The following is a 17,584-nucleotide window of genomic DNA, read 5'->3' as shown; positions in this document are numbered from 1 at the left end:
AAGCCCCGGATCACTCGGCTTCGGCGGGGGCGACGTCGTCGGCCGAGACCGTGTCGACGAGCTCGGGCACGAATGTGCCGTCCTTCGCGACGAGCTTGACCTGGTACATCTCCTGGATGAGGGCGTGGTCGCTCGCGCGCACCGTCATGCTGCCCTTCGGCCCCTCGAACTCGAAGCCTTCGAGCGCCGCGACCATCGCGTCGACGTCGCCCTGGCCCGACTCGATGGCGTGGACGATCATGATCGCCGCGTTGAAACCGTCGGGGCTGAACAGGTCGGGCGTGCCGCCTGCCTCTTCGATCGCCTCGACCATCGCGGTGTTGACGTCGTTGTCGGGGGCCTCGGCGAAGTAGTGGTTGAGGAAGCTGATCTTCTCGGATGCCTCGCCGTACGCGCCGAACGTCGCCGAGTCGCCGAGACCGGTCACGACGGGAATCTCGTCCATGACCCCCTGCTGGCTCATCGCCTGCCACATCGCGCCCGAGGTCGCGCCGGCCCACGCCACGAACACGAGGTCGGGAGCGCCCGCGAGCACCTGCTGCGCGAACGGCGTGAACTCGGTCGCGTCCTCGGCCACGAGCACGGAGTTCACCGTGGCGCCCTGGCCGCCGAGGATCGCCTGCACCGCCGCGACATTGCCCTGGCCGAACGCGTTGTCCTGCGCGAACACCGTCACGGTCTTGCCCTCGATGTCGTCGAGGAACGTGCCCGCGGTCGCGACGTCCTGCGCGCTCTGCCGGCCCGACCGGAACGTGTAGCCGTTGATGCCGGTGATCGCATCCGCAGCTGCCGGGCCCGAGATGTAGAGCACCTTGTTCTGCTCCGCCTGCTCGGCGACGGCCAGCGCGACGCCCGACGACGCGGTGCCCGCGATGATGTTGACGCCCGAGCCGATGAGCTCCTTGACGGCGGTGACGGCCTTGTCGGGGTCGCCGGCGTCGTCGCGGTACTCGACGTTGATCGTCGTCCCGTCGATCTCGCCGGTGCCGTCGGTGGCGTAGTCGAGCCCCGCCTTGAAGGCGTCGAGGTACTGCTTGCCGTAGCCGGCGAGCGGCCCGGACTCGCTCGTGACGATGCCGACGGTGACCTCGGACAGCCCGCCCGGCTCGGTGGACCCGTTGTCGGGATCGCCGGACGGCGCGCAGGCCGCCAGGGCGAGCGCTGCCGTGACGACCACGGAGCCCAGGAGCAACTTCTTCGTAACCCGCATGTGCGTGCCTTTCCCCATTGGAAGGATCTGGTGCGTGAATCGGCGCTTCGTTCTCAAACATGAGATCCGATTCAGGTTCTTGCAATCTAGGAAACGGACGCCGCGCAGGTCAAGTCGGCGAGCCCGCTCCTTCCCCGTCGTTACCGAATCGGGACGAACTCTCGCATCTTTCCCGACTCACATACCTGCGGTATATATCAGCGGTATGCTTCTTGGGTGACCCACGATCAGGACATCGAGACCCTCATCGTCGCCGCCCACGCGCTGACCCGCGTCGCGGCGCTCGAGACCGCGAACGAGACACCCGCCGCCCAGTGGCGGACCCTCACGATCCTCCGCGACAACGGAGCGCTCCGGATCGGCGAGCTCGCCCGCCTCAGCCGCGTGACCCAGCCCGGCATGACGCGTCTGGTCGGCCAGATGGCCGATCACGGACTCGTGGCGAGGACGACGGATGCCGCGGACTCGCGCGCGACGGTCGTGGAGGTCACCCCGCTCGGCCTCGAAGCCCTCCAGACCTGGCTGCTGCAGCTCACCGCCGCGCTCGCCCCCCACTTCGAGGATCTCCAGCCTGAGGAGTGGGACGCACTGCGGACCACGGCATCCGTCCTCATGCGCAAGCTCGACCGCACGCGCACCGCGTCCGCCGCCGACACGGCCGAGGCCATCCGATGAGCGCCCACGGCAGCGCCACGGGCTCGGTCTGGCGCCAGCCCGCGCAGGTGTGGGCGGTCGCCTTCGCCTGTGTCGTGGCATTCATGGGGATCGGCCTCGTGGATCCGATCCTCCCCGCCATCGCCGAGTCGCTGCAGGCGAGCCCCGTCCAGACGGAGCTCCTGTTCACGAGCTACCTGCTGGTGACCGGGCTCGCGATGCTCGTCACGAGCTGGATCTCCAGCCGCATCGGCGCGAAGGCGACGCTGCTCATCGGCCTCGCGCTGATCGTCGTGTTCGCATTCCTGTGCTCGCTGAGCGGCAGCGTCGATGCGATCATCGGCTTCCGCGCCGGCTGGGGCCTCGGCAACGCGCTCTTCATCTCGACCGCGCTCGCCACCATCGTGGGCGCGGCGTCCGGCGGCAGCGGTGCGGCGATCGTGCTCTACGAGGCCGCGCTGGGCCTCGGCATCGCAGTGGGTCCGCTCCTCGGGGGCCTGCTCGGCGAGATCAGCTGGCGCGGACCGTTCTTCGGCGTGGTGGTGCTCATGGCCATCGCGTTCGTCGCCGTCCTCGTACTGCTCCGCGGGCCGAGCGAGAAGCCGGTGCCGGTGCCGCTGTCGGCGCCCTTCCGGGCACTCCGCATCCCGTCGCTGGCCGTGCTCGCCGTCGCCGCCCTGTTCTACAACATCGGCTTCTTCGTGCTGCTCGCCTTCTCGCCGTTCCCGCTCGGGTTCGGCGCCATGGGCATCGGCTTCACCTTCTTCGGCTGGGGCGTCGCCCTCGCGATCACGAGCGTGTGGGTCGCGCCGCTGCTGCTGCGCTTCATGGCCCGCACCACCGTCATGCTCCTGACGCTGCCGCTGCTCGCGATCGACCTGGTCATCGCGGGAATCCTCGTCGAAGACGCCGCGGCGCTGGTGGTCTGCATCATCGTCGGCGGCCTGCTCCTGGGCGTCATGAACACGGTGCTCACGGAGTCCGTGATGGAAGCCACGGATCTCCCCCGTTCCGTCGCGTCCTCGTCGTACTCGGCGGTCCGCTTCCTCGGCGGCGCCGCCGCTCCCCCGCTCGCTGCGCTGCTGTGGCACCTGTACGGCCCGACCGTGCCGTACCTCTTCGCCGCGGCATCCGTCCTCATCGCCACCGGCACGATCCTCTTCGGCCGGCGCGCTCTCGCCCGCATCGACGAGCGCGAAGCGGATGCTGCCGATGAGGCCGCCGCCGTACTGGTGGGCGACGCGGCCTGAATCGGCCGCCGAGGCTCGCGGCGCCGGCCGCCGATCACTAGCGTCTGGGTGTGGACCATTCGCACACCGATGTGCTCGTGATCGGCGCCGGCCCTGCGGGGCTGGCCGTCGCCGCGTGCCTCCGCCGCCGCGGGATCACCGCGACCATCGTCGACTCGGGTGAGGCTGTCGGCGAGACCTGGCTTCGCCGCTACGAGCGCCTGCATCTCCACACGCCCCGCATCCAGTCGGCGCTCCCCGGCCTGCGCATGCCGCGCCGTTTCGGTCGCTGGGTCGCGAAGGACGACGTCGCGCACTACCTGCGTGTCTACGCACGCCTCCACGACCTCCATCCGCGGTTCGGGATCGAGGTGCAGCGGATCGAGCGCGAAGACGGCAGCTGGCGTGCGGCCACCTCCGACGGCGACGTCACGGCGCGTCAGGTGGTCCTCGCGACCGGTTACAGCAACCGCCCGATCGAGCCTTCCTGGCCGGGGCAGGACACGTTCACCGGCGAGATCCTGCACGCCTCCCGATACCGCGATGCCGCACCCTTCGCCGGAAGAAGCGTCCTCGTCGTCGGAGCCGGCAACTCGGGCGCCGAGATCGCCGCCGACCTCGCCGAGCACGGCGTCGCCGAGGTGCGACTGGCAGTCCGGACTCCGCCGAACATCGTCCCGCGTCAGCTCGGCCCCATCCCGACGACCCTCGTCGCCATTCCGATGGACTTCCTTCCCGCGTGGTTGACGGACCCCGTGAACCGGCTCCTGCAGCGTCTGGTCGTAGGAGATCTCACCCCCTACGGCATGCCGCCTGCACGCTCCGGGCTCGTCGCGCAGCAGCGCGCGACCGCGGTCACCCCGACGATCGACGTCGGCCTCGTGGCCGCGCTGCGCGCCGGCACGGTGACCGCCGTCCCCGCGCTCGAGCGCTTCGACGGGAACGAGGCGGTCCTCGCGGACGGCTCGCGGCTCACTCCTGGCGCGGTCATCGCAGCCACCGGCTACTCGACGGGCCTTCAGCCCGTCGTCGGTCATCTCGGGATCCTCGACGTCCACGGAGGCCCGGCGTCGACCGGTGGCGGAACGCATCCCCACGCGCCGGGAATGCGGTTCGTCGGCATCCGGAGCCCGCTGAAGGGTCTCCTCCTGCAGATCAACCTCGATGCGCGAGCCGCCGCGCGAGCGATCTCCCGCGAGCTACGAGGGACCTGATCCTTGACAGCAGAAAGGCCCCGGAGATTCCGGGGCCTTTCTGGTCGGTGCACCCCCTGGGACTCGAACCCAGAACCCACTGATTAAGAGTCAGTTGCTCTGCCGATTGAGCTAGAGGTGCGTTGTTCACTTACGAGGCGAACGAGGATCAACATTAGCATCACGATCGCGTCTCGTGAAATCGAGGCGGGAACGCCCCGGCTATCCTTGATTCCGTGACCTCCCCCTCCCCCGTTTCGACGTTCGACACGCCGTTCGAGGGGGACCTCCGCGCGGATCTCGATCTCGCTCTTCGGCTGGCGGATGCGGCGGACGCGGCATCCATGTCGCGCTTCGATGCGGCCGATCTCGACGTCCGCCTGAAGGCTGACGCGAGCCACGTCACCGAGGCGGATCTCGCCACCGAGCGCGCGCTGCGCGACCTGCTCGAGACCGAGCGTCCGGGCGACGGGGTGTTCGGCGAGGAGTACGGCGTCACGGGCGACTCGGCGCGGCAGTGGATCATCGACCCGATCGACGGCACCGCGAACTACCTCAAGGGCATCCCGATGTGGACGACCCTCATCGCCCTCGCCATCGACGGCGTGCCGCGCGTGGGGGTGGCGAGCCAGCCGGCGATCGGACGCCGCTGGTGGGCCGCGAGCGGCCTCGGCGCATGGACGAACACGCCGACGGGCGAGACGAAGCGTCTCGCCGTGTCGACGGTCGACACGATCGCGGACTCGAGTGTGAGCTTCCAGAGCATCGGGCAGTGGCGCGACGCCGGCAAGCTCGACGCCCTGGAGCGCCTGACCTCGTCGGTGTGGCGCGATCGCGGCTACGGCGACGCGTGGCCGTACATGCTGCTGGCCGAAGGTCGTCTCGAATTCGTCGCCGAGTTCGGCGTCAAGGAGTACGACATCGCTGCACTCGTGCCGATCGTGACCGAGGCCGGCGGCAAGTTCACCTCTTTCGACGGCAACGACTCGCTCTCGGATCTCTCCTCGCTCGCGACCAACCGCGTGCTCCACTCCGCCTACCTCGACCTGCTCCACACCGCCTGACCCCGCACTGCCTGACACCCGACCGCCTCCCATCCCCCACGGAGACTCTCTGATGCCTGCCACCCGCATCCTCGGCACCGCCGCCGCCCTCGCCCTCTCCGCCGTGCTCCTCTCGGCCTGCGCCGGAACGCCCGAGGCCGCGCCCGAAGAGACCGGCAACGCGACGACGCCGACCGCCGCCGCACCCGAGCCTTCGGCGACGCCGGAGCCTGCGCCCGCCTCGACCGAGGACCCGACGTGCACCACGATCATCGGCGAGTCGGTCGTGGCGAGCTTCGAAGACCTCGGCTGGAGCTCGCAGGCGTCGCCGCTGTACATCGGCAGCACCGAGGTCGAAGACGGCCTGCAGTGCATGTGGGCGGACTTCGAGGGTCCGGCCGGCGACCACGGGCAGATGTTCGGCTGGGCGCCCGTCTCCGACGCCGACGCCGTCGACCTGCAGGAGGAGCTCGAGTCCCAGGGCTGGGTGCGCGAAGAGGACTCCGCGGGCGTCTACATCACCGAGAGCGCGGACACCGCGATCGCGACGGATGCCGAGGGCTACGGCATGACGTACCTCTTCACGTCCGGCCAGGTGAAGGTCGCCGACACGAAGCAGGGCCTCCTGCTGATCGACTGGCCCCAGAGCTGACGCCCCGCGCGGGTCATTCGGGCAGTACGTGCTCTGCCCGCGCCCGCGCGGCCTCCTCGAGCACGATCCGGCCGCCGCGCTCGTAGAGCTCCATCGCCCTCTCGGCGGTGTCGCCGACCGCCGTCATGCCGATACGGCCCTGTTCGGTGATCGAGCTGATCATGTGGAACACGATCCCCTCCTGCCGCGACCGGTCGAAGTGCAGGTCGTGGCGCGCGACGGCGTCGAAGAGGTCCCCCACCGAGAGCGCGCGGAGGTCGTCGCCCTCGAGGTGGTCCGTCGCGACCAGATGCTTCGGCACGCCCTCCGGGGTGAGGAACGCGCCTTCCTCGCCGTCGTAGCGGCCGTCGGTGAGGAACTGCAGCGTGAGGAACGGATGCGTCGTGCCGCCCTTGCGGAGATTCAGCTCGATCGCCCACGAAGACCATTCGCCCGCAGCATCCCGCACGACGACGAAGTCCAGCGCGAAGCGCCCGCGCACCCCCATGTCCGCCAGGCGCCGGGCGACCGCGAGCGCCGGCTCGCTGATGAGCCTCGAGTACGCCGGATCGGCGGGGAACACGCATCCGAGGTAGCTCTGTCCGCTCGGACCGCCCAGCAGCTGGTCGTGCGTCGAGAGCAGCTCGATCGTGCGGTCGGGAAGCACCCGCAGCTGCACGCTCGGGCTCAGGATCTCCTCGCCCACGATGCGCTCCTCGACGATGCCGTGCCGGGTCGCGAGGGCGTCGAGCATGTCGGCCGGGCTCAGGGTCTCGACCTCCGGCTGCATCGCCTGGAGGGCCCGGACGATCGCGTCACGGCGGGCGTCGCCGGCGAGCTCGCCCACGCCGGCGAGTTCCACGAGCGCGTTGCCCGACCCCGATACGCCTTCGTCGAGCTTGAAGATCATCTGCCGCACCGTCGGCTTCTCGTCCAGCACCGTCTCGATCGCCCGCACCGCGTCGTCGCGGCTGCGCAGATCCTCGACACCGAGCGGATGCTGCACGCCGACGTCGCGGAACAGCCGCCGGCATCCGGACTTCGTGCCGAGCGGGGCGAGACGGTGGTCTGCGCCGTACATCGGGATGCCCAGCACCAGCGCGAGATCGCGCTCGCGCTCGGTCGTGTTGTACGGGATCAGGTGGGACCGCTCGCGATCGGGGATGCTGCGGGCGATGCGTGCCAGGACCCGCGGACGCTCGAGCACCTTCTCGCTCAGGGTGCGGTGCGTGCCGTCGCCCACGGAGATGAGCGTGAGCCGTGCGAGCGCGTGGCTCGGGATGACTCCCGGGAGGAGCGCGAGGTAGTACTCGATGATGCGGGGGTCGATGGGCTGCGAGGTGACGTAGGTCATTCGCAGCATGGGCTGGCGCAGCAGCAGGAGCAGGAACAGGAACCGTTCCTCGTACGCCTGCACCATCGCGGCCGAGGTCGCGCGGCTGCCCACCGTGAGAGAGGGCACGAAGACGACCGATTCGTCTTCGAGGTTGTGCTGCATCGAGGCCCAGACCCCCGGCATCCGTTCCTGCAGGCGGTCGAAGCGTTCATCGCGTTCGGCGTCGGAGAGCGACGAGAGCGTCGCCGGCGCCGCGTCTGTGAGGGTCATGGTGCGACTCGATTCTCGGGATGGCGGATGCCGTCCACGGCGTATGCGCGGACGGCCCGGCTGAAACCGCGAACGTCGAGCTCCCCCACCGGGTTCGCGGCGATGTGCTCCTCGACGGCGGTGAACGCGCGCTGCGCGACGAGGATCTGCCCGGCGGAGGCGGCCGCGCAGAGGCGGGCGGCGAGGTTGGTGACGCTGCCGATCGCGGCGTAGTCGAACCGGCCCTCGAACCCGATCCGGCCGAGCGTCGCGTACCCCTGCGCCACACCGATGCCGATGCCGAGATCGATCGCGCGGCGGTGCCACGCGGCGGTGAGGTCGCCCACCCGGTCGCGGATCTCGATCGCCATCTCGATCGCGCGGCGCGCCGGGTCGTCGAGCGGCAGCGGGTCGTTGAAGAACACCATGACGCCGTCGCCGGTGAAGCGCTCGAGCGTTCCCTCGTAGCGGTCGATGAGCTCGCCGAGCACCGCGTGGTACTCGGACAGCACGCCCATGACCTCTTCGGGCTCACTGGCTTCGGCGAACGGGGTGAAGCCCCGCAGATCGCAGAAGACGACCACGATGTCCCGCCGGTGGCTCGCCAGCACGGCCTCGTCGCCGTTGTCGAGCACGACGTCGACCACCTGCCGCGACAGGAAGCGCCGCAGTCGGTTCACCCGCTCGAGCTCCTCGACCTGGCTCGACACCCGGGCCTCCAGTTCGACGTTCCAGGCGGCCAGCTCGGCGGCCTGCCGCTCGATCGTGTCGTGGTACCGCTTCAGGCGCGCGAGCGACGCGACGCGCGCGATGAGCTCCGCCTGATCGAACGGCTTGCTCACGAAATCGTCGGCGCCGGCCTCCAGCGCGTGCCGCTTCTCCTGATCTCCGCTCGCGGTGATCATCACGACGGGCAGGAACCGCCAGCGCGGCACCGCGCGGATGCGACGGCACACTTCGTACCCGTCGATGCCCGGCATCATGATGTCGAGCAGCACGAGGTCGACGTCGTGCCGCTCGAGCTGCTCGAGGGCTTCTTCGCCCGAGGCTGCGGTGAGGACGCCGTAGCCCCGCGGGCTCAGCACCGCGTCCAGCAGTCGCAGGTTCTGCTCGAGGTCGTCGACCGCGAGCACGAGGATCGGGTCATGAGGCATCGGCGCGACCCCTGCCGATGAACGCGCCCACCTGCCCGGGCAGCTCGCGGATGCTGATCGGCTTCTCGAGGTACCCGTCGAAACCCGATTCCTTCGCCCGCTCCCGGTCCTCGCGCATCGCGAACGCGGTCACCGCGACGACGGGCACCGCCTGCAGCGCGGGATCCTCCCGCAGTCGCCGCAGCGCTTCGTACCCGTCGAAATCGGGCAGCTGCAGGTCCATCAGCACGAGATCGGGCTCGCAGGTCGCCGCGAGAGTGACCCCCTCCTCGCCGGTGACCGCGGGCAGCACCTCGTAGCCCGACGCCGTGAGCACGTCGCGCACGAGCTTGAGGTTGAGGGGGTTGTCTTCGACGACGAGAACCCGGTGTCCGGTTCTCACGGCGCCTCCCCTCCGCCCGGGCTCGCCGCGACCGCGCGGGAGAGCGCTCCGACGTCGCGCAACGCCCCGACGAGGGCGTCCCGACCGACGGGCTTGACGAGGTAGGCGGAGGCGCCCATCGCGAGCCCACGCGCCCGCTCGTCCACGATCGACACCACGATGACGGGCACCGCGGCGGTGGCGGCATCCGCTCGCACGCGTCTCAGCACCTCCCAGCCATCCGTCCGTGGCAGACGGATGTCGAGCAGCACGGCTGCGGGCACGTGCGTGCGGATCGCCGACAGGCCCCCGTCGCCGTCGCGCGCGATGACGACGTCGACCCCGAGTCCGTCGAGGTACGCCGAGATGAGATCGAGCGACGCGCGGTCGTCCTCGACGACGACGATCGTCGGCCGCCCCGCGCCGTCGGCGTTCGTCGGCGCCTCGATCGGCACACGCCGCGGGATCGTGAACCCGAACGTGCTGCCGACGCCGACCTCGCTCTCGAGCCACATCGTGCCGCCGAGGATGGCCACGATCCGCCGGCACAAGGTGAGGCCGAGGCCCGTGCCCTCTTCGCTCTGCAGTCCCCTCCTGCCCTGCTGGAAGGACTCGAAGATCCGCTCGCGGTCCGCCGGCGCGATGCCGACGCCGGTGTCGGCGACCGCCACGGCGATCTCGTGCTCGCTTCCCCGGGCGGTCACCGTGACGCTGCCGCCGTCCGGCGTGAACTTCACCGCGTTGCTCAGCAGGTTCACGACCACCTGCTTCACGCGCAGCTCGTCGGATTCGACCGTGTCGATGTCGGCGTCGACATCGATGGTCAGACGGATGCCGTGCCTCGCGGCCCGCTCGCGCACCATCGACGCGCCGTACTCGAGTGCGGAGCGCAGCGAGAACGTCGACGGCTCGAGCTCCATGCGCCCGGCCTCCACCTTCGACAGGTCGAGGATGTCGTTGAGCAGCTGCAGCAGGTGACGGCCGGAGCCGAGGATGTCGCGCAGGTACTCGTCCTGCCTGTCGTTGAGCTCGCCGAACATGCGCTCGAGGAGCACCTCCGAGAAGCCGATGACGGCGTTGAGGGGGGTGCGCAGCTCATGCGACATGCTCGCGAGGAACTCGGACTTGTGACGGCTCGCGATCTCCAGCTCGGCAGACTTCGTTTCGAGCTCGCGGAACAGCTGCGCGTTCCAGACCGCGAGCGCCGACTGGCTCGCGAAGTTCTCGAGGAAGTCCATCGTGTCGGCGGAGAACTCGCCGGGCGTGCGTCGGCGCACCACGAGCGCGCCGACTATGCGATCGCCCCGGAGGACGGGCACGGCGACCATCGACCGCCAGCCGTCCTCGTGCAGCAGACGCAGGTGGATGTCGAGTTCGACATCGTCGAGGTCGGCGACGGCGATGGGGTGCCGCTCCCTCGCGGCACGGCCGACGAGCGTGGTGTCGAGGTCGACTTTGATGCCGCGCAGCCGCTCCAGAAGTCGGTCGCTCGCGTACGCGCTGCGCACCGTGAACGCGTGCTCGTGCTCGACGTACTCCATGATCGAACCGCCGTCGCATCCGGCGAAGCGCACCGCGTTCATGATGATCGTGGTCAGCACCTCGTCGAGCACGAGGCTCGAGCTCACCGCCTCGCCGACCTCGCTGAGCGCTTCGAGCTGATTCACCTTGCGCGCGAGTTCGACGCTGCGGTCCTCGAGTGCGCGCACCAGGTGGACCTGCCGCACGACGACGGCCGCCTGGGCGGCGAAGGCGTCGAGCACAGCGAGCGCGTGCTCATCGAACGGCGAGACCTCGGTGCGCCACAGCGAGAGCACGCCCACGACTTCGTCATCCAGGAGCATCGGGGCGGAGATGACGCTGCGATAGTGACCCACCTTCTGCGCGTCCTGCCGCCCGTACTCGGCATCGGCGAGCACGTCCTCGATCTGCTGCATCTGCCGATCCGTCGCCACGCGCCCGACGAGGCTGGCGCGGTCGAGCCGGAAGGGGTGCGCGGCGATATAGGCGACCATCTCATCGGGGACGCCGACCCACGACGACAGCACGAACCTGTCCCCGTCGATGAGGTACACGTGGGCGGCGTCTGACCGGCAGAGCCTGCGCGCGCACTCGACGATCGTGTCGAGGGCCGAATCGGGGTCCGAGGCCGAGCGCCCGAGCGCGAGCAGCACTTCGTTCATCGCCGCGAACTGCTCGGTGGCGTCGGTGTAGCCACGCTGGAGGGTTTCGAGCTCCCCCTCGCCGGCTCCATCCGAACGCTTCACGGGTGGCCTCCTCCCAGTGAGACCTGCGTTCGCCGCGATGACAGGCCACATTGTCCTCGCGCCCGGGAGCGCTTTCAAGACGACGGGGTTCAGGCGGGAGACGTGCCCGGGAGGTTCGCGGCGAACACCTGCTCGGCGTAGCCCGCGAGCTTCTCGGTCACGTCTTCGAGTCGCCGCGTGGCGGTGGCGGCGATGTCGAGCTCGACGACGTTGCGGCGACGCAGATCCCGGTGCCAGCGGCGCAGGCGCTCGAGGCTCTGCTCCTCCTCCTCGAGCTCGCCGAACGTGAACTTCTCCTTGGCGATCTCGCGGTCGATCTCGTCGGAGAACTTGCCGCAGTCGGCGACGAACTCCTGCCACTCGTCGGTGCGCGCGGCGACGAACGCGTCGCGCAGCACCGCGATGTCGTCGTCCCCGTGCGATGAGGCGGTGAGCACCGCGAGGGTCCCCCCGCCGCGCTCGGCGAGCTCGCGCACGGTCGGGAGAGCATCGGTGAATGCCGGCAGGTCGGGGACGGTCCACGCGCCGGATGCCGCGGGGACCGCTCCGACGCGGCGAAGCTCGCGCCACACGGCGACGCGGTGACGCGACGGCTCCGCCGGAACCTTCGGGATGACCAGCAGCCAGGACACGGTTGCGTCACTTGCCATCGGAACACGGTAACAGGCGTTACATCGGCCGGCACCCCGTAGGCTCGATTCCCATGGCGATCGGCGTGACGATGTACACCTTCGATATCCAGCTGGCCGATGTCGATCGGGGCGTCTACGAGGATCTCTCGGTGCGCGTGGCGCGTCATCCGTCCGAGACGGACGCCTTCATGCTGACCCGGGTGCTCGCGTACGCACTCGAGTACGAAGAGGGCATCGCGTTCAGTGAGGGCATCTCGGCCACCGACGAGCCCGCTGTGCTCGTCCGCGATCTCACCGGCGCGCTGGTGGCGTGGATCGAAGTCGGGGCTCCCGACGCCGCACGTCTGCACACCGGCAGCCTGGCCGGCGCGCGCGTCGCGGTGTACACCCACCGTGATCCGGCGAAGGTCGCGGCGCCGTGGGCGGGGAAGAAGATCCACCGCGCCGAGGAGATCAGCCTCTACAGCTTCGACTCCGGCTTCTTCGACGCGGCGACGGCGGTGCTCGAGCGCCGCAACACGATGACCGTGTCGATCACCGAACGCCGGCTCTACCTCGACCTCAACGGCTCATCGTTCGAGTCCGACGTCCACGAGGTCGCCGCGGGCTGACACGGCGGGTCAGGGCAGGAAGTTCTCCCGCGCGAGCGGCGCGACCTCGAGCTCCCGCGCCGCAGCGCGGGAGACCCATCGCAGCTCCTCGATCTCGGCGTCGGTCACGGGCACCTGGTCGCCGATGTCGGCGACGAACACGTCCGCCACGACCAAGAACCCCGGTTCATTGGCCGCTGCCGCCGTGTACAGGCCGAGCGGCTGCAGCTCACCGGGATTCAGCGAGAGCCCCAGTTCCTCGAACAGCTCGCGGCTCAGCGTCTCGGCCGGCGTCTCCCCGGCCTCGGGCTTGCCGCCCGGCTGCATGAACGCCGTCGTGCCGGCTTTGCGCACGAGCAGAAGCTCGTCGCGGTCGTTGAGGATGACCGCGGCCGACACATGGATGCTGCGCGTCGACGTCGATGCCGGGTTCGAGGTGCTCACGAAGGCACGCTAACAGGAACCGCCGAACCGGCCCGGCGTAGAATCACGTGTGCTTCCCGATTCCCCCGCCCCCTCCGACCTGCCGCCGAGCGGCATCGACCCGGAAGATCTGGCGACCACCCTGCGAGTGCTCGCCCACATGCCGGGCGTCGACGAGTCGCACCCCGACTACGTGGCCGTCCGCCGTGCCACCGCCGCCATGTTCAAGGCCGTCAAGAAGGTGCGGCGCCGGGAGATCCGCGACGCGATCGCCTCCGCCGACCGCGCGGTGGTCGCCGCCACGGCCACGGGAGCGCCCGACCGGATCGACGACGAGACCCGCGGCATCCCGATCAGCTCGTCCACCACGGCGGCCACCGCGGGCACCCTCCTCAAGCCGCGCGCCTGCTACATCTGCAAGCAGCCGTACACGGTGGTCGACGCGTTCTACCACCAGCTCTGCCCCACGTGCGCGGCCATGAGCCACGCGAAGCGCAACGCGCGCACCGACCTCACCGGCAAGCGCGCGCTGCTCACCGGCGGCCGCGCGAAGATCGGCATGTACATCGCATTGCGCCTCCTGCGCGACGGCGCACACACGACGATCACGACCCGCTTCCCGCGCGACGCCGTGCGCCGCTTCAGCAGCCTTCCCGACTCGCCCGAGTGGATCGACCGCTTGAAGGTGGTCGGCATCGATCTTCGCGATCCCGCCCAGGTGATCGGTCTGGCAGAGGATGTCGCTGCGGCCGGTCCCCTCGACATCCTGATCAACAACGCAACCCAGACCGTCCGCCGCTCGCCGGGCGCGTACCAGCCGCTGGTCGACGCCGAGCTGGCGCCGCTGCCCGATGGCCCGCTGCCGGAGCTCGTGACGTTCGGCCACACGAACGACCGTCACCCGCAGGCGCTCGAGCGTTCCGTGACGGCGCACCCGATCCTCGCCGCGGCCGCCGCGCGCGCCGACGAGCTGACCGAGCAGGCCATGGCCGCGGGTTCCAGTTCCCTCGAGCGTCTCGCCGCGGGCACCGCCATCGACGCCGGCGGGCTGATCCCCGACCTCGACCACACCAACTCGTGGGTGCAGAGCGTCGAGGAGGTCGACCCCCTCGAGATGCTCGAGGTGCAGCTCGCGAACACGACCGCGCCGTTCCTGCTCGTGTCGAAGCTGCGCGCGTCGCTGGCGGCGAGTCCGGCGCGCCGCACGTACGTGGTCAACGTCAGCGCGATGGAGGGCGTCTTCAATCGCGGGTACAAGGGGCCGGGGCATCCGCACACGAACATGGCGAAGGCCGCGGTGAACATGCTGACGCGCACGAGCGCGCGGGAGCTGTTCGAGACCGACCGCATCCTCATGACCAGCGTGGACACAGGCTGGATCACCGACGAGCGCCCGCACCCGACGAAGGTCCGGCTCGCCGAGGAGGGCTTCCACGCCCCGCTCGATCTCGTCGACGGCGCCGCCCGCGTGTACGACCCGATCGTGCGCGGCGAGGCAGGCGAAGACCTGTTCGGCGTCTTCCTCAAGGACTACGCGCCCGGCCAATGGTGAATCTGCCCGAGCCGGGTCACCGGGTGGTCGTGCGCTACATCCTGCCGACCGGCCAGGCGACGGACGCCCTCGGCGAACTGCTGAGCGCCGATGCCGAATCCGTCGTCGTCGACGGCAAGCGCGGCGTCGAACGCATCCCGCGCGGCGCGATCATCGCCGCGAAGGAAGTCCCGCCGCCGCCCGCTCCCCGCGCGCCGCGGCGCCCGCCGACCCACGAGCACTGACCCGCGGGGAAGAACTTCGCCCCGTCGGTGGTTCGACGATCCCATGAGCACAGTCGCAGAACTCCTCCGCCTGAACCTCCACGGCGTCTTCGGGAACCGGGATGCCGCCCAACGACGGGATGCGGCGGCCCGCGCCTACTCCCCTGGCGTGGTGCTGACCGACCCCGAGGGAACGGCCGTCGGCCCTGAGGCGCTTCTTTCCAGCGCGGAGGGGCTGCTCAAGGACGCGCCGGAGGAGTTCGTGCTCGTCGAGGACGGACCGGCCTACGTCTCGGAGACGACCGGGGTACTGCCGTGGGCGTTCGGGCCTGCCGGCGCCCCCGTCGTGCGCGGCCTCGATCTCATCACCGTCGAGAACGGCGTGATCACGTCGCTGACCGTCCTCCTGGCCGACGCCTGAAGCAGCGTGGGCCGCGTCGCCGCGGCCCACGCGCACTCACCTCAGAACCGCAGCAGCACTTTGCCCGCGCGGCCCGGAACGGCGCTCGCGGCCGCTGCCTCGCGCGCCCGGTCGAACGGGAACACCTCGTCGACCGGCAGCGACACCTCACCCGACCCGATGCGCTGCACCAGTTCGGCGAACAGCGCGCCGCGGGTGGCGGCATCCATCGTCTGACTCACCTTGCTGCCCCAGAAGCCCTTGACCGTCGCCTGCTTGAAGATGAGGTCGCCCGCCGACAGCTGCAGCGTGCTCGAGCCCATCGAGCCGAACGACACGAGGGTGCCGCCCTCGCCGAGCAGCGAGAGCAGGTCGCCGGCTGCCTCGCCGCCGACGGAGTCGACTGCCGCGCGCGGAGCGTTCTCGCCGAGGATCTCCGCTGCCCGTTCCCGCCAGTCATCCGATGCCGTCGACACGACGTCGCCGATGCCGAGCCCGGCCAGTTCGGCGACTCCCGCATCGCGGCGCACCAGGCCGAGAACATGGACGCCGCGCGCGGCGGCGAACTGGGCGACGAGCTTGCCGACGGCCCCGTTGGCCGTGTTCTGCACGATCCAGTCGCCCGGCTGCACGTCAAGGAAGTCGAGCAGGCTCAGGGCGCTGAACGGCATCGAGATCAGCTGCGCAGCCGTCTCGTCGCTCACGGCATCAGGCACGGGGACGAGCCCGGCGGCCTTCGCGACGAAGTACTCACTCCACACGCCGAATGTTCCGCCGGTGGCGACGCGCTGCCCGACCTGCAGCGCGTCGACGCCCTCGCCGAGCGCGTCGACGATCCCGACGGCCTCGGTTCCGGAAGCGGCAGGAAGCTCGGGCTTGTAGCCGTACGTGCCGCGGATCGTCCAGAGGTCGTGGTTGTGGATCGGCGAGAGGACCGTCCGCACCCGCACCTGCCCAGGACCCGGATCCGGCAGAGGTCGCTCCGCGACCTCCAGAACCTCGGTCGGGTCGCCGAAAGCGGAATGGATGAGTGCGCGCACGGTGGTGCTCCTTGGTAGATCTCGGGCCGCGGGTGCGCGGCCCCCGAAGGTACAGCGGTACGCCTGCCGCTCGCATTCCCTGTGTCGTTGCGGGGCGACGCGGTGTCGCCCGGCGCCGAGTCGGCGAGAACCCGTGCGGAACAGCGCTCCTCTAATTCCATTTTGCGCACATACACTGGAATAGTGAGCACGGATCCCCTCCCCCCACCGCCGAACGGCGCTTGGCCGGTGCACGGCATCGAAAGGCGCGAATGGCGTCAGTCGGTACGCGGCGGCAGTCGAGAGGATCGGATGCTGCGCCACATCGATGTATCCATCCCACCGCTCATCGCGGATCTCGCGTTCGAGGCGCCGCCCGGACTCGTCGCCGAGACCGAGCGGGCCGTCATCGAGATCGCGACGACCGACGCGGAGGCTCGCGCCCAGTCGCACGCCCTGGGCCGGTTCCTGCTGCGGACCGAGTCCGCGGCGTCATCGAAGATCGAGCGGGTCTCGGCCAGCGTCGGAGACTACGCACGTGCGCTGGCCGGCAGCCGCGCCAATCCGAGCGCCGTGAGCATGGTGGCTGCGTCCGCGGCCCTTCATCGCATGGTGCAGCGGGCGGGCGAGGGTGGCAGCATCCTGCTCGAAGATCTCCTCGCCGCCCATCGCGTGCTCATGAGCGATGATCCGGCCGAGTCGCCCTACGCCGGCCGGCTGCGGGACATGCAGAACTGCATCGGCGGGAGCAATCACAGCGCCCGGGGCGCACTGTTCGTCCCCCCGCCGCCCGAACTCGTCCCGCGTCTGCTCGATGACCTTCTCGCGTGGGCAGCCCGCGATGACGTGCCCGCCGTGATCCATGCCGCGATCGCGCATGCGCAGTTCGAGTCGATCCACCCGTTCACCGACGGCAACGGCCGCATCGGGCGCGCACTGATCAGTGCGATCCTCCGACGTCGCGGCGTCGCCCGCAACGTCGTGATCCCGCTGGCCAGCGGCATCCTCGCCGTGCGCGACGACTATTTCGCCGCGCTGACGTCGTACCGCGCCGGCGATCCCGTGCCGGTCATCGTGATCGTCTGCCGGTCGGCGGTCGCTGCCGCGGTGGCGAGCCGAGCATCGATGGATGAGCTGCGCGCGCTCCCGGACGAGTGGCGGCGCCAGCTGACGGGGCGCAAGAGCGCCGCGGCCGACCGGATCATCGACGCCCTGTTCGACAACCCCGTGATGGCGGCGGAGGAGTTGGTCGCCGCATCCGGGTCTACGACGGCCGCCGCGTACACCGCCATAGACAGGCTCGTGGACGCCGGCGTCCTGACCGAGATCACCGGACGCAAGCGTGATCGGGTGTGGGCCGCGACAGACGCTCTCGGCGAGCTGGAGGAGCTCGACCGGCGGATCCAGACCGCGATGACCGCCTGACCAGCCCTCGCAA

18 protein-coding genes and 1 tRNA gene are annotated in these 17,584 nt (G+C 70.1%); 10 read left to right on the top strand and 9 right to left on the bottom strand.

The features are described from left to right. Nucleotides 1-10: 10 nt before the first annotated feature. The gene (locus ACFVSU_RS00635; RefSeq protein WP_387136730.1) at nt 11-1,210 is read right to left on the bottom strand and encodes a substrate-binding domain-containing protein; all 1,200 of its coding nucleotides are present in this window, start codon (nt 1,208-1,210) and stop codon (nt 11-13) included. A 216-nt stretch (nt 1,211-1,426) separates the two neighbouring features. Between ACFVSU_RS00635 and ACFVSU_RS00630 the strand changes: the two genes are divergently transcribed. From ACFVSU_RS00630 to ACFVSU_RS00620, 3 genes are read left to right on the top strand one after another with little or no spacing between them, the layout of a single operon-like run. Continuing rightward, nucleotides 1,427-1,885 carry a MarR family winged helix-turn-helix transcriptional regulator gene (locus ACFVSU_RS00630; protein WP_387136728.1) on the top strand — a complete coding sequence of 153 codons (459 nt, stop codon included), beginning with the start codon at nt 1,427-1,429 and terminating at the stop codon, nt 1,883-1,885. After that, nucleotides 1,882-3,114: an MFS transporter gene (locus ACFVSU_RS00625; RefSeq protein ID WP_387136726.1), complete on the top strand. Its 1,233-nt coding sequence runs from the start codon at nt 1,882-1,884 to the stop codon at nt 3,112-3,114. Before ACFVSU_RS00630 ends, ACFVSU_RS00625 begins: the two co-directional genes overlap by 4 nt. Nucleotides 3,115-3,164: 50 nt before the next feature. Continuing rightward, nucleotides 3,165-4,307 (top strand): flavin-containing monooxygenase, encoded by a 1,143-nt coding sequence (locus tag ACFVSU_RS00620; RefSeq protein ID WP_387136724.1) that lies wholly within the window; start codon nt 3,165-3,167, stop codon nt 4,305-4,307. A 48-nt stretch (nt 4,308-4,355) separates the two neighbouring features. Here the strand turns inward: ACFVSU_RS00620 and ACFVSU_RS00615 are convergent. Further along, a tRNA-Lys gene (locus ACFVSU_RS00615) sits at nt 4,356-4,428 on the bottom strand. 94 nt (nt 4,429-4,522) lie between these two features. On the opposite strand from ACFVSU_RS00615, the gene ACFVSU_RS00610 reads away from it, so the two are divergent. Together ACFVSU_RS00610 and ACFVSU_RS00605 are read left to right on the top strand one after the other, a co-directional pair. After that, nucleotides 4,523-5,350, top strand: a complete 828-nt coding sequence (locus ACFVSU_RS00610; RefSeq protein ID WP_387136722.1) for an inositol monophosphatase family protein — start codon at nt 4,523-4,525, stop codon at nt 5,348-5,350. 52 nt (nt 5,351-5,402) lie between these two features. Then, nucleotides 5,403-5,981: a hypothetical protein gene (locus ACFVSU_RS00605; protein ID WP_387136720.1), complete on the top strand. Its 579-nt coding sequence runs from the start codon at nt 5,403-5,405 to the stop codon at nt 5,979-5,981. Nucleotides 5,982-5,994: 13 nt separating this feature from the next. Here ACFVSU_RS00605 and ACFVSU_RS00600 read toward each other — a convergent pair whose 3' ends face one another. From ACFVSU_RS00600 to ACFVSU_RS00580, 5 genes are all read right to left on the bottom strand, one after another. Further along, complete coding sequence (locus ACFVSU_RS00600; RefSeq protein ID WP_387136718.1) at nt 5,995-7,566, bottom strand: peptide ligase PGM1-related protein; 1,572 nt, start codon at nt 7,564-7,566, stop codon at nt 5,995-5,997. Then, on the bottom strand, nt 7,563-8,699 hold the full coding sequence (locus ACFVSU_RS00595; protein WP_387136716.1) for a response regulator: 1,137 nt from the start codon (nt 8,697-8,699) through the stop codon (nt 7,563-7,565). Before ACFVSU_RS00595 ends, ACFVSU_RS00600 begins: the two co-directional genes overlap by 4 nt. Continuing rightward, nucleotides 8,689-9,081 carry a response regulator gene (locus tag ACFVSU_RS00590; RefSeq protein WP_387136714.1) on the bottom strand — a complete coding sequence of 131 codons (393 nt, stop codon included), beginning with the start codon at nt 9,079-9,081 and terminating at the stop codon, nt 8,689-8,691. Before ACFVSU_RS00590 ends, ACFVSU_RS00595 begins: the two co-directional genes overlap by 11 nt. Beyond that, complete coding sequence (locus tag ACFVSU_RS00585; RefSeq protein WP_387136712.1) at nt 9,078-11,327, bottom strand: GAF domain-containing protein; 2,250 nt, start codon at nt 11,325-11,327, stop codon at nt 9,078-9,080. The genes ACFVSU_RS00590 and ACFVSU_RS00585 overlap by 4 nt, the downstream gene beginning before the upstream one ends. Nucleotides 11,328-11,416: 89 nt before the next feature. Then, nucleotides 11,417-11,977 carry a Chromate resistance protein ChrB gene (locus ACFVSU_RS00580; protein WP_387136710.1) on the bottom strand — a complete coding sequence of 187 codons (561 nt, stop codon included), beginning with the start codon at nt 11,975-11,977 and terminating at the stop codon, nt 11,417-11,419. Between the two features lie 53 nt (nt 11,978-12,030). Between ACFVSU_RS00580 and ACFVSU_RS00575 the strand changes: the two genes are divergently transcribed. Beyond that, a complete protein-coding gene (locus ACFVSU_RS00575) occupies nt 12,031-12,570 on the top strand; it encodes a YaeQ family protein (protein WP_387136708.1) in 540 nt (179 codons plus the stop codon). Nucleotides 12,571-12,579: 9 nt separating this feature from the next. On the opposite strand, the gene ACFVSU_RS00570 is transcribed toward ACFVSU_RS00575, so the two are convergent. Further along, on the bottom strand, nt 12,580-12,993 hold the full coding sequence (locus ACFVSU_RS00570; protein WP_387136706.1) for an NUDIX domain-containing protein: 414 nt from the start codon (nt 12,991-12,993) through the stop codon (nt 12,580-12,582). Between the two features lie 49 nt (nt 12,994-13,042). On the opposite strand from ACFVSU_RS00570, the gene ACFVSU_RS00565 reads away from it, so the two are divergent. Genes ACFVSU_RS00565 through ACFVSU_RS00555 form a run of 3 tightly spaced genes read left to right on the top strand, consistent with a single transcriptional unit; the run spans nt 13,043 to nt 15,148 of the window. Beyond that, complete coding sequence (locus tag ACFVSU_RS00565) at nt 13,043-14,524, top strand: SDR family NAD(P)-dependent oxidoreductase (RefSeq protein ID WP_387136704.1); 1,482 nt, start codon at nt 13,043-13,045, stop codon at nt 14,522-14,524. After that, nucleotides 14,518-14,748, top strand: a complete 231-nt coding sequence (locus tag ACFVSU_RS00560) for a hypothetical protein (protein WP_387136702.1) — start codon at nt 14,518-14,520, stop codon at nt 14,746-14,748. The genes ACFVSU_RS00565 and ACFVSU_RS00560 overlap by 7 nt, the downstream gene beginning before the upstream one ends. 43 nt (nt 14,749-14,791) lie before the next feature. After that, on the top strand, nt 14,792-15,148 hold the full coding sequence (locus ACFVSU_RS00555) for a nuclear transport factor 2 family protein (RefSeq protein WP_387136700.1): 357 nt from the start codon (nt 14,792-14,794) through the stop codon (nt 15,146-15,148). Nucleotides 15,149-15,189: 41 nt separating this feature from the next. Here ACFVSU_RS00555 and ACFVSU_RS00550 read toward each other — a convergent pair whose 3' ends face one another. After that, the gene (locus ACFVSU_RS00550) at nt 15,190-16,167 is read right to left on the bottom strand and encodes a zinc-binding dehydrogenase (RefSeq protein WP_387136698.1); all 978 of its coding nucleotides are present in this window, start codon (nt 16,165-16,167) and stop codon (nt 15,190-15,192) included. Nucleotides 16,168-16,458: 291 nt separating this feature from the next. On the opposite strand from ACFVSU_RS00550, the gene ACFVSU_RS00545 reads away from it, so the two are divergent. Then, nucleotides 16,459-17,571 carry a Fic family protein gene (locus ACFVSU_RS00545; RefSeq protein ID WP_387136696.1) on the top strand — a complete coding sequence of 371 codons (1,113 nt, stop codon included), beginning with the start codon at nt 16,459-16,461 and terminating at the stop codon, nt 17,569-17,571. Nucleotides 17,572-17,584: the final 13 nt, after the last annotated feature.

The organism is Microbacterium sp. NPDC058062, assembly GCF_042885375.1.
Lineage (GTDB): Bacteria > Actinomycetota > Actinomycetes > Actinomycetales > Microbacteriaceae > Microbacterium > Microbacterium trichothecenolyticum_C.
This window is presented reverse-complemented; position numbering and strand designations above follow the sequence as displayed.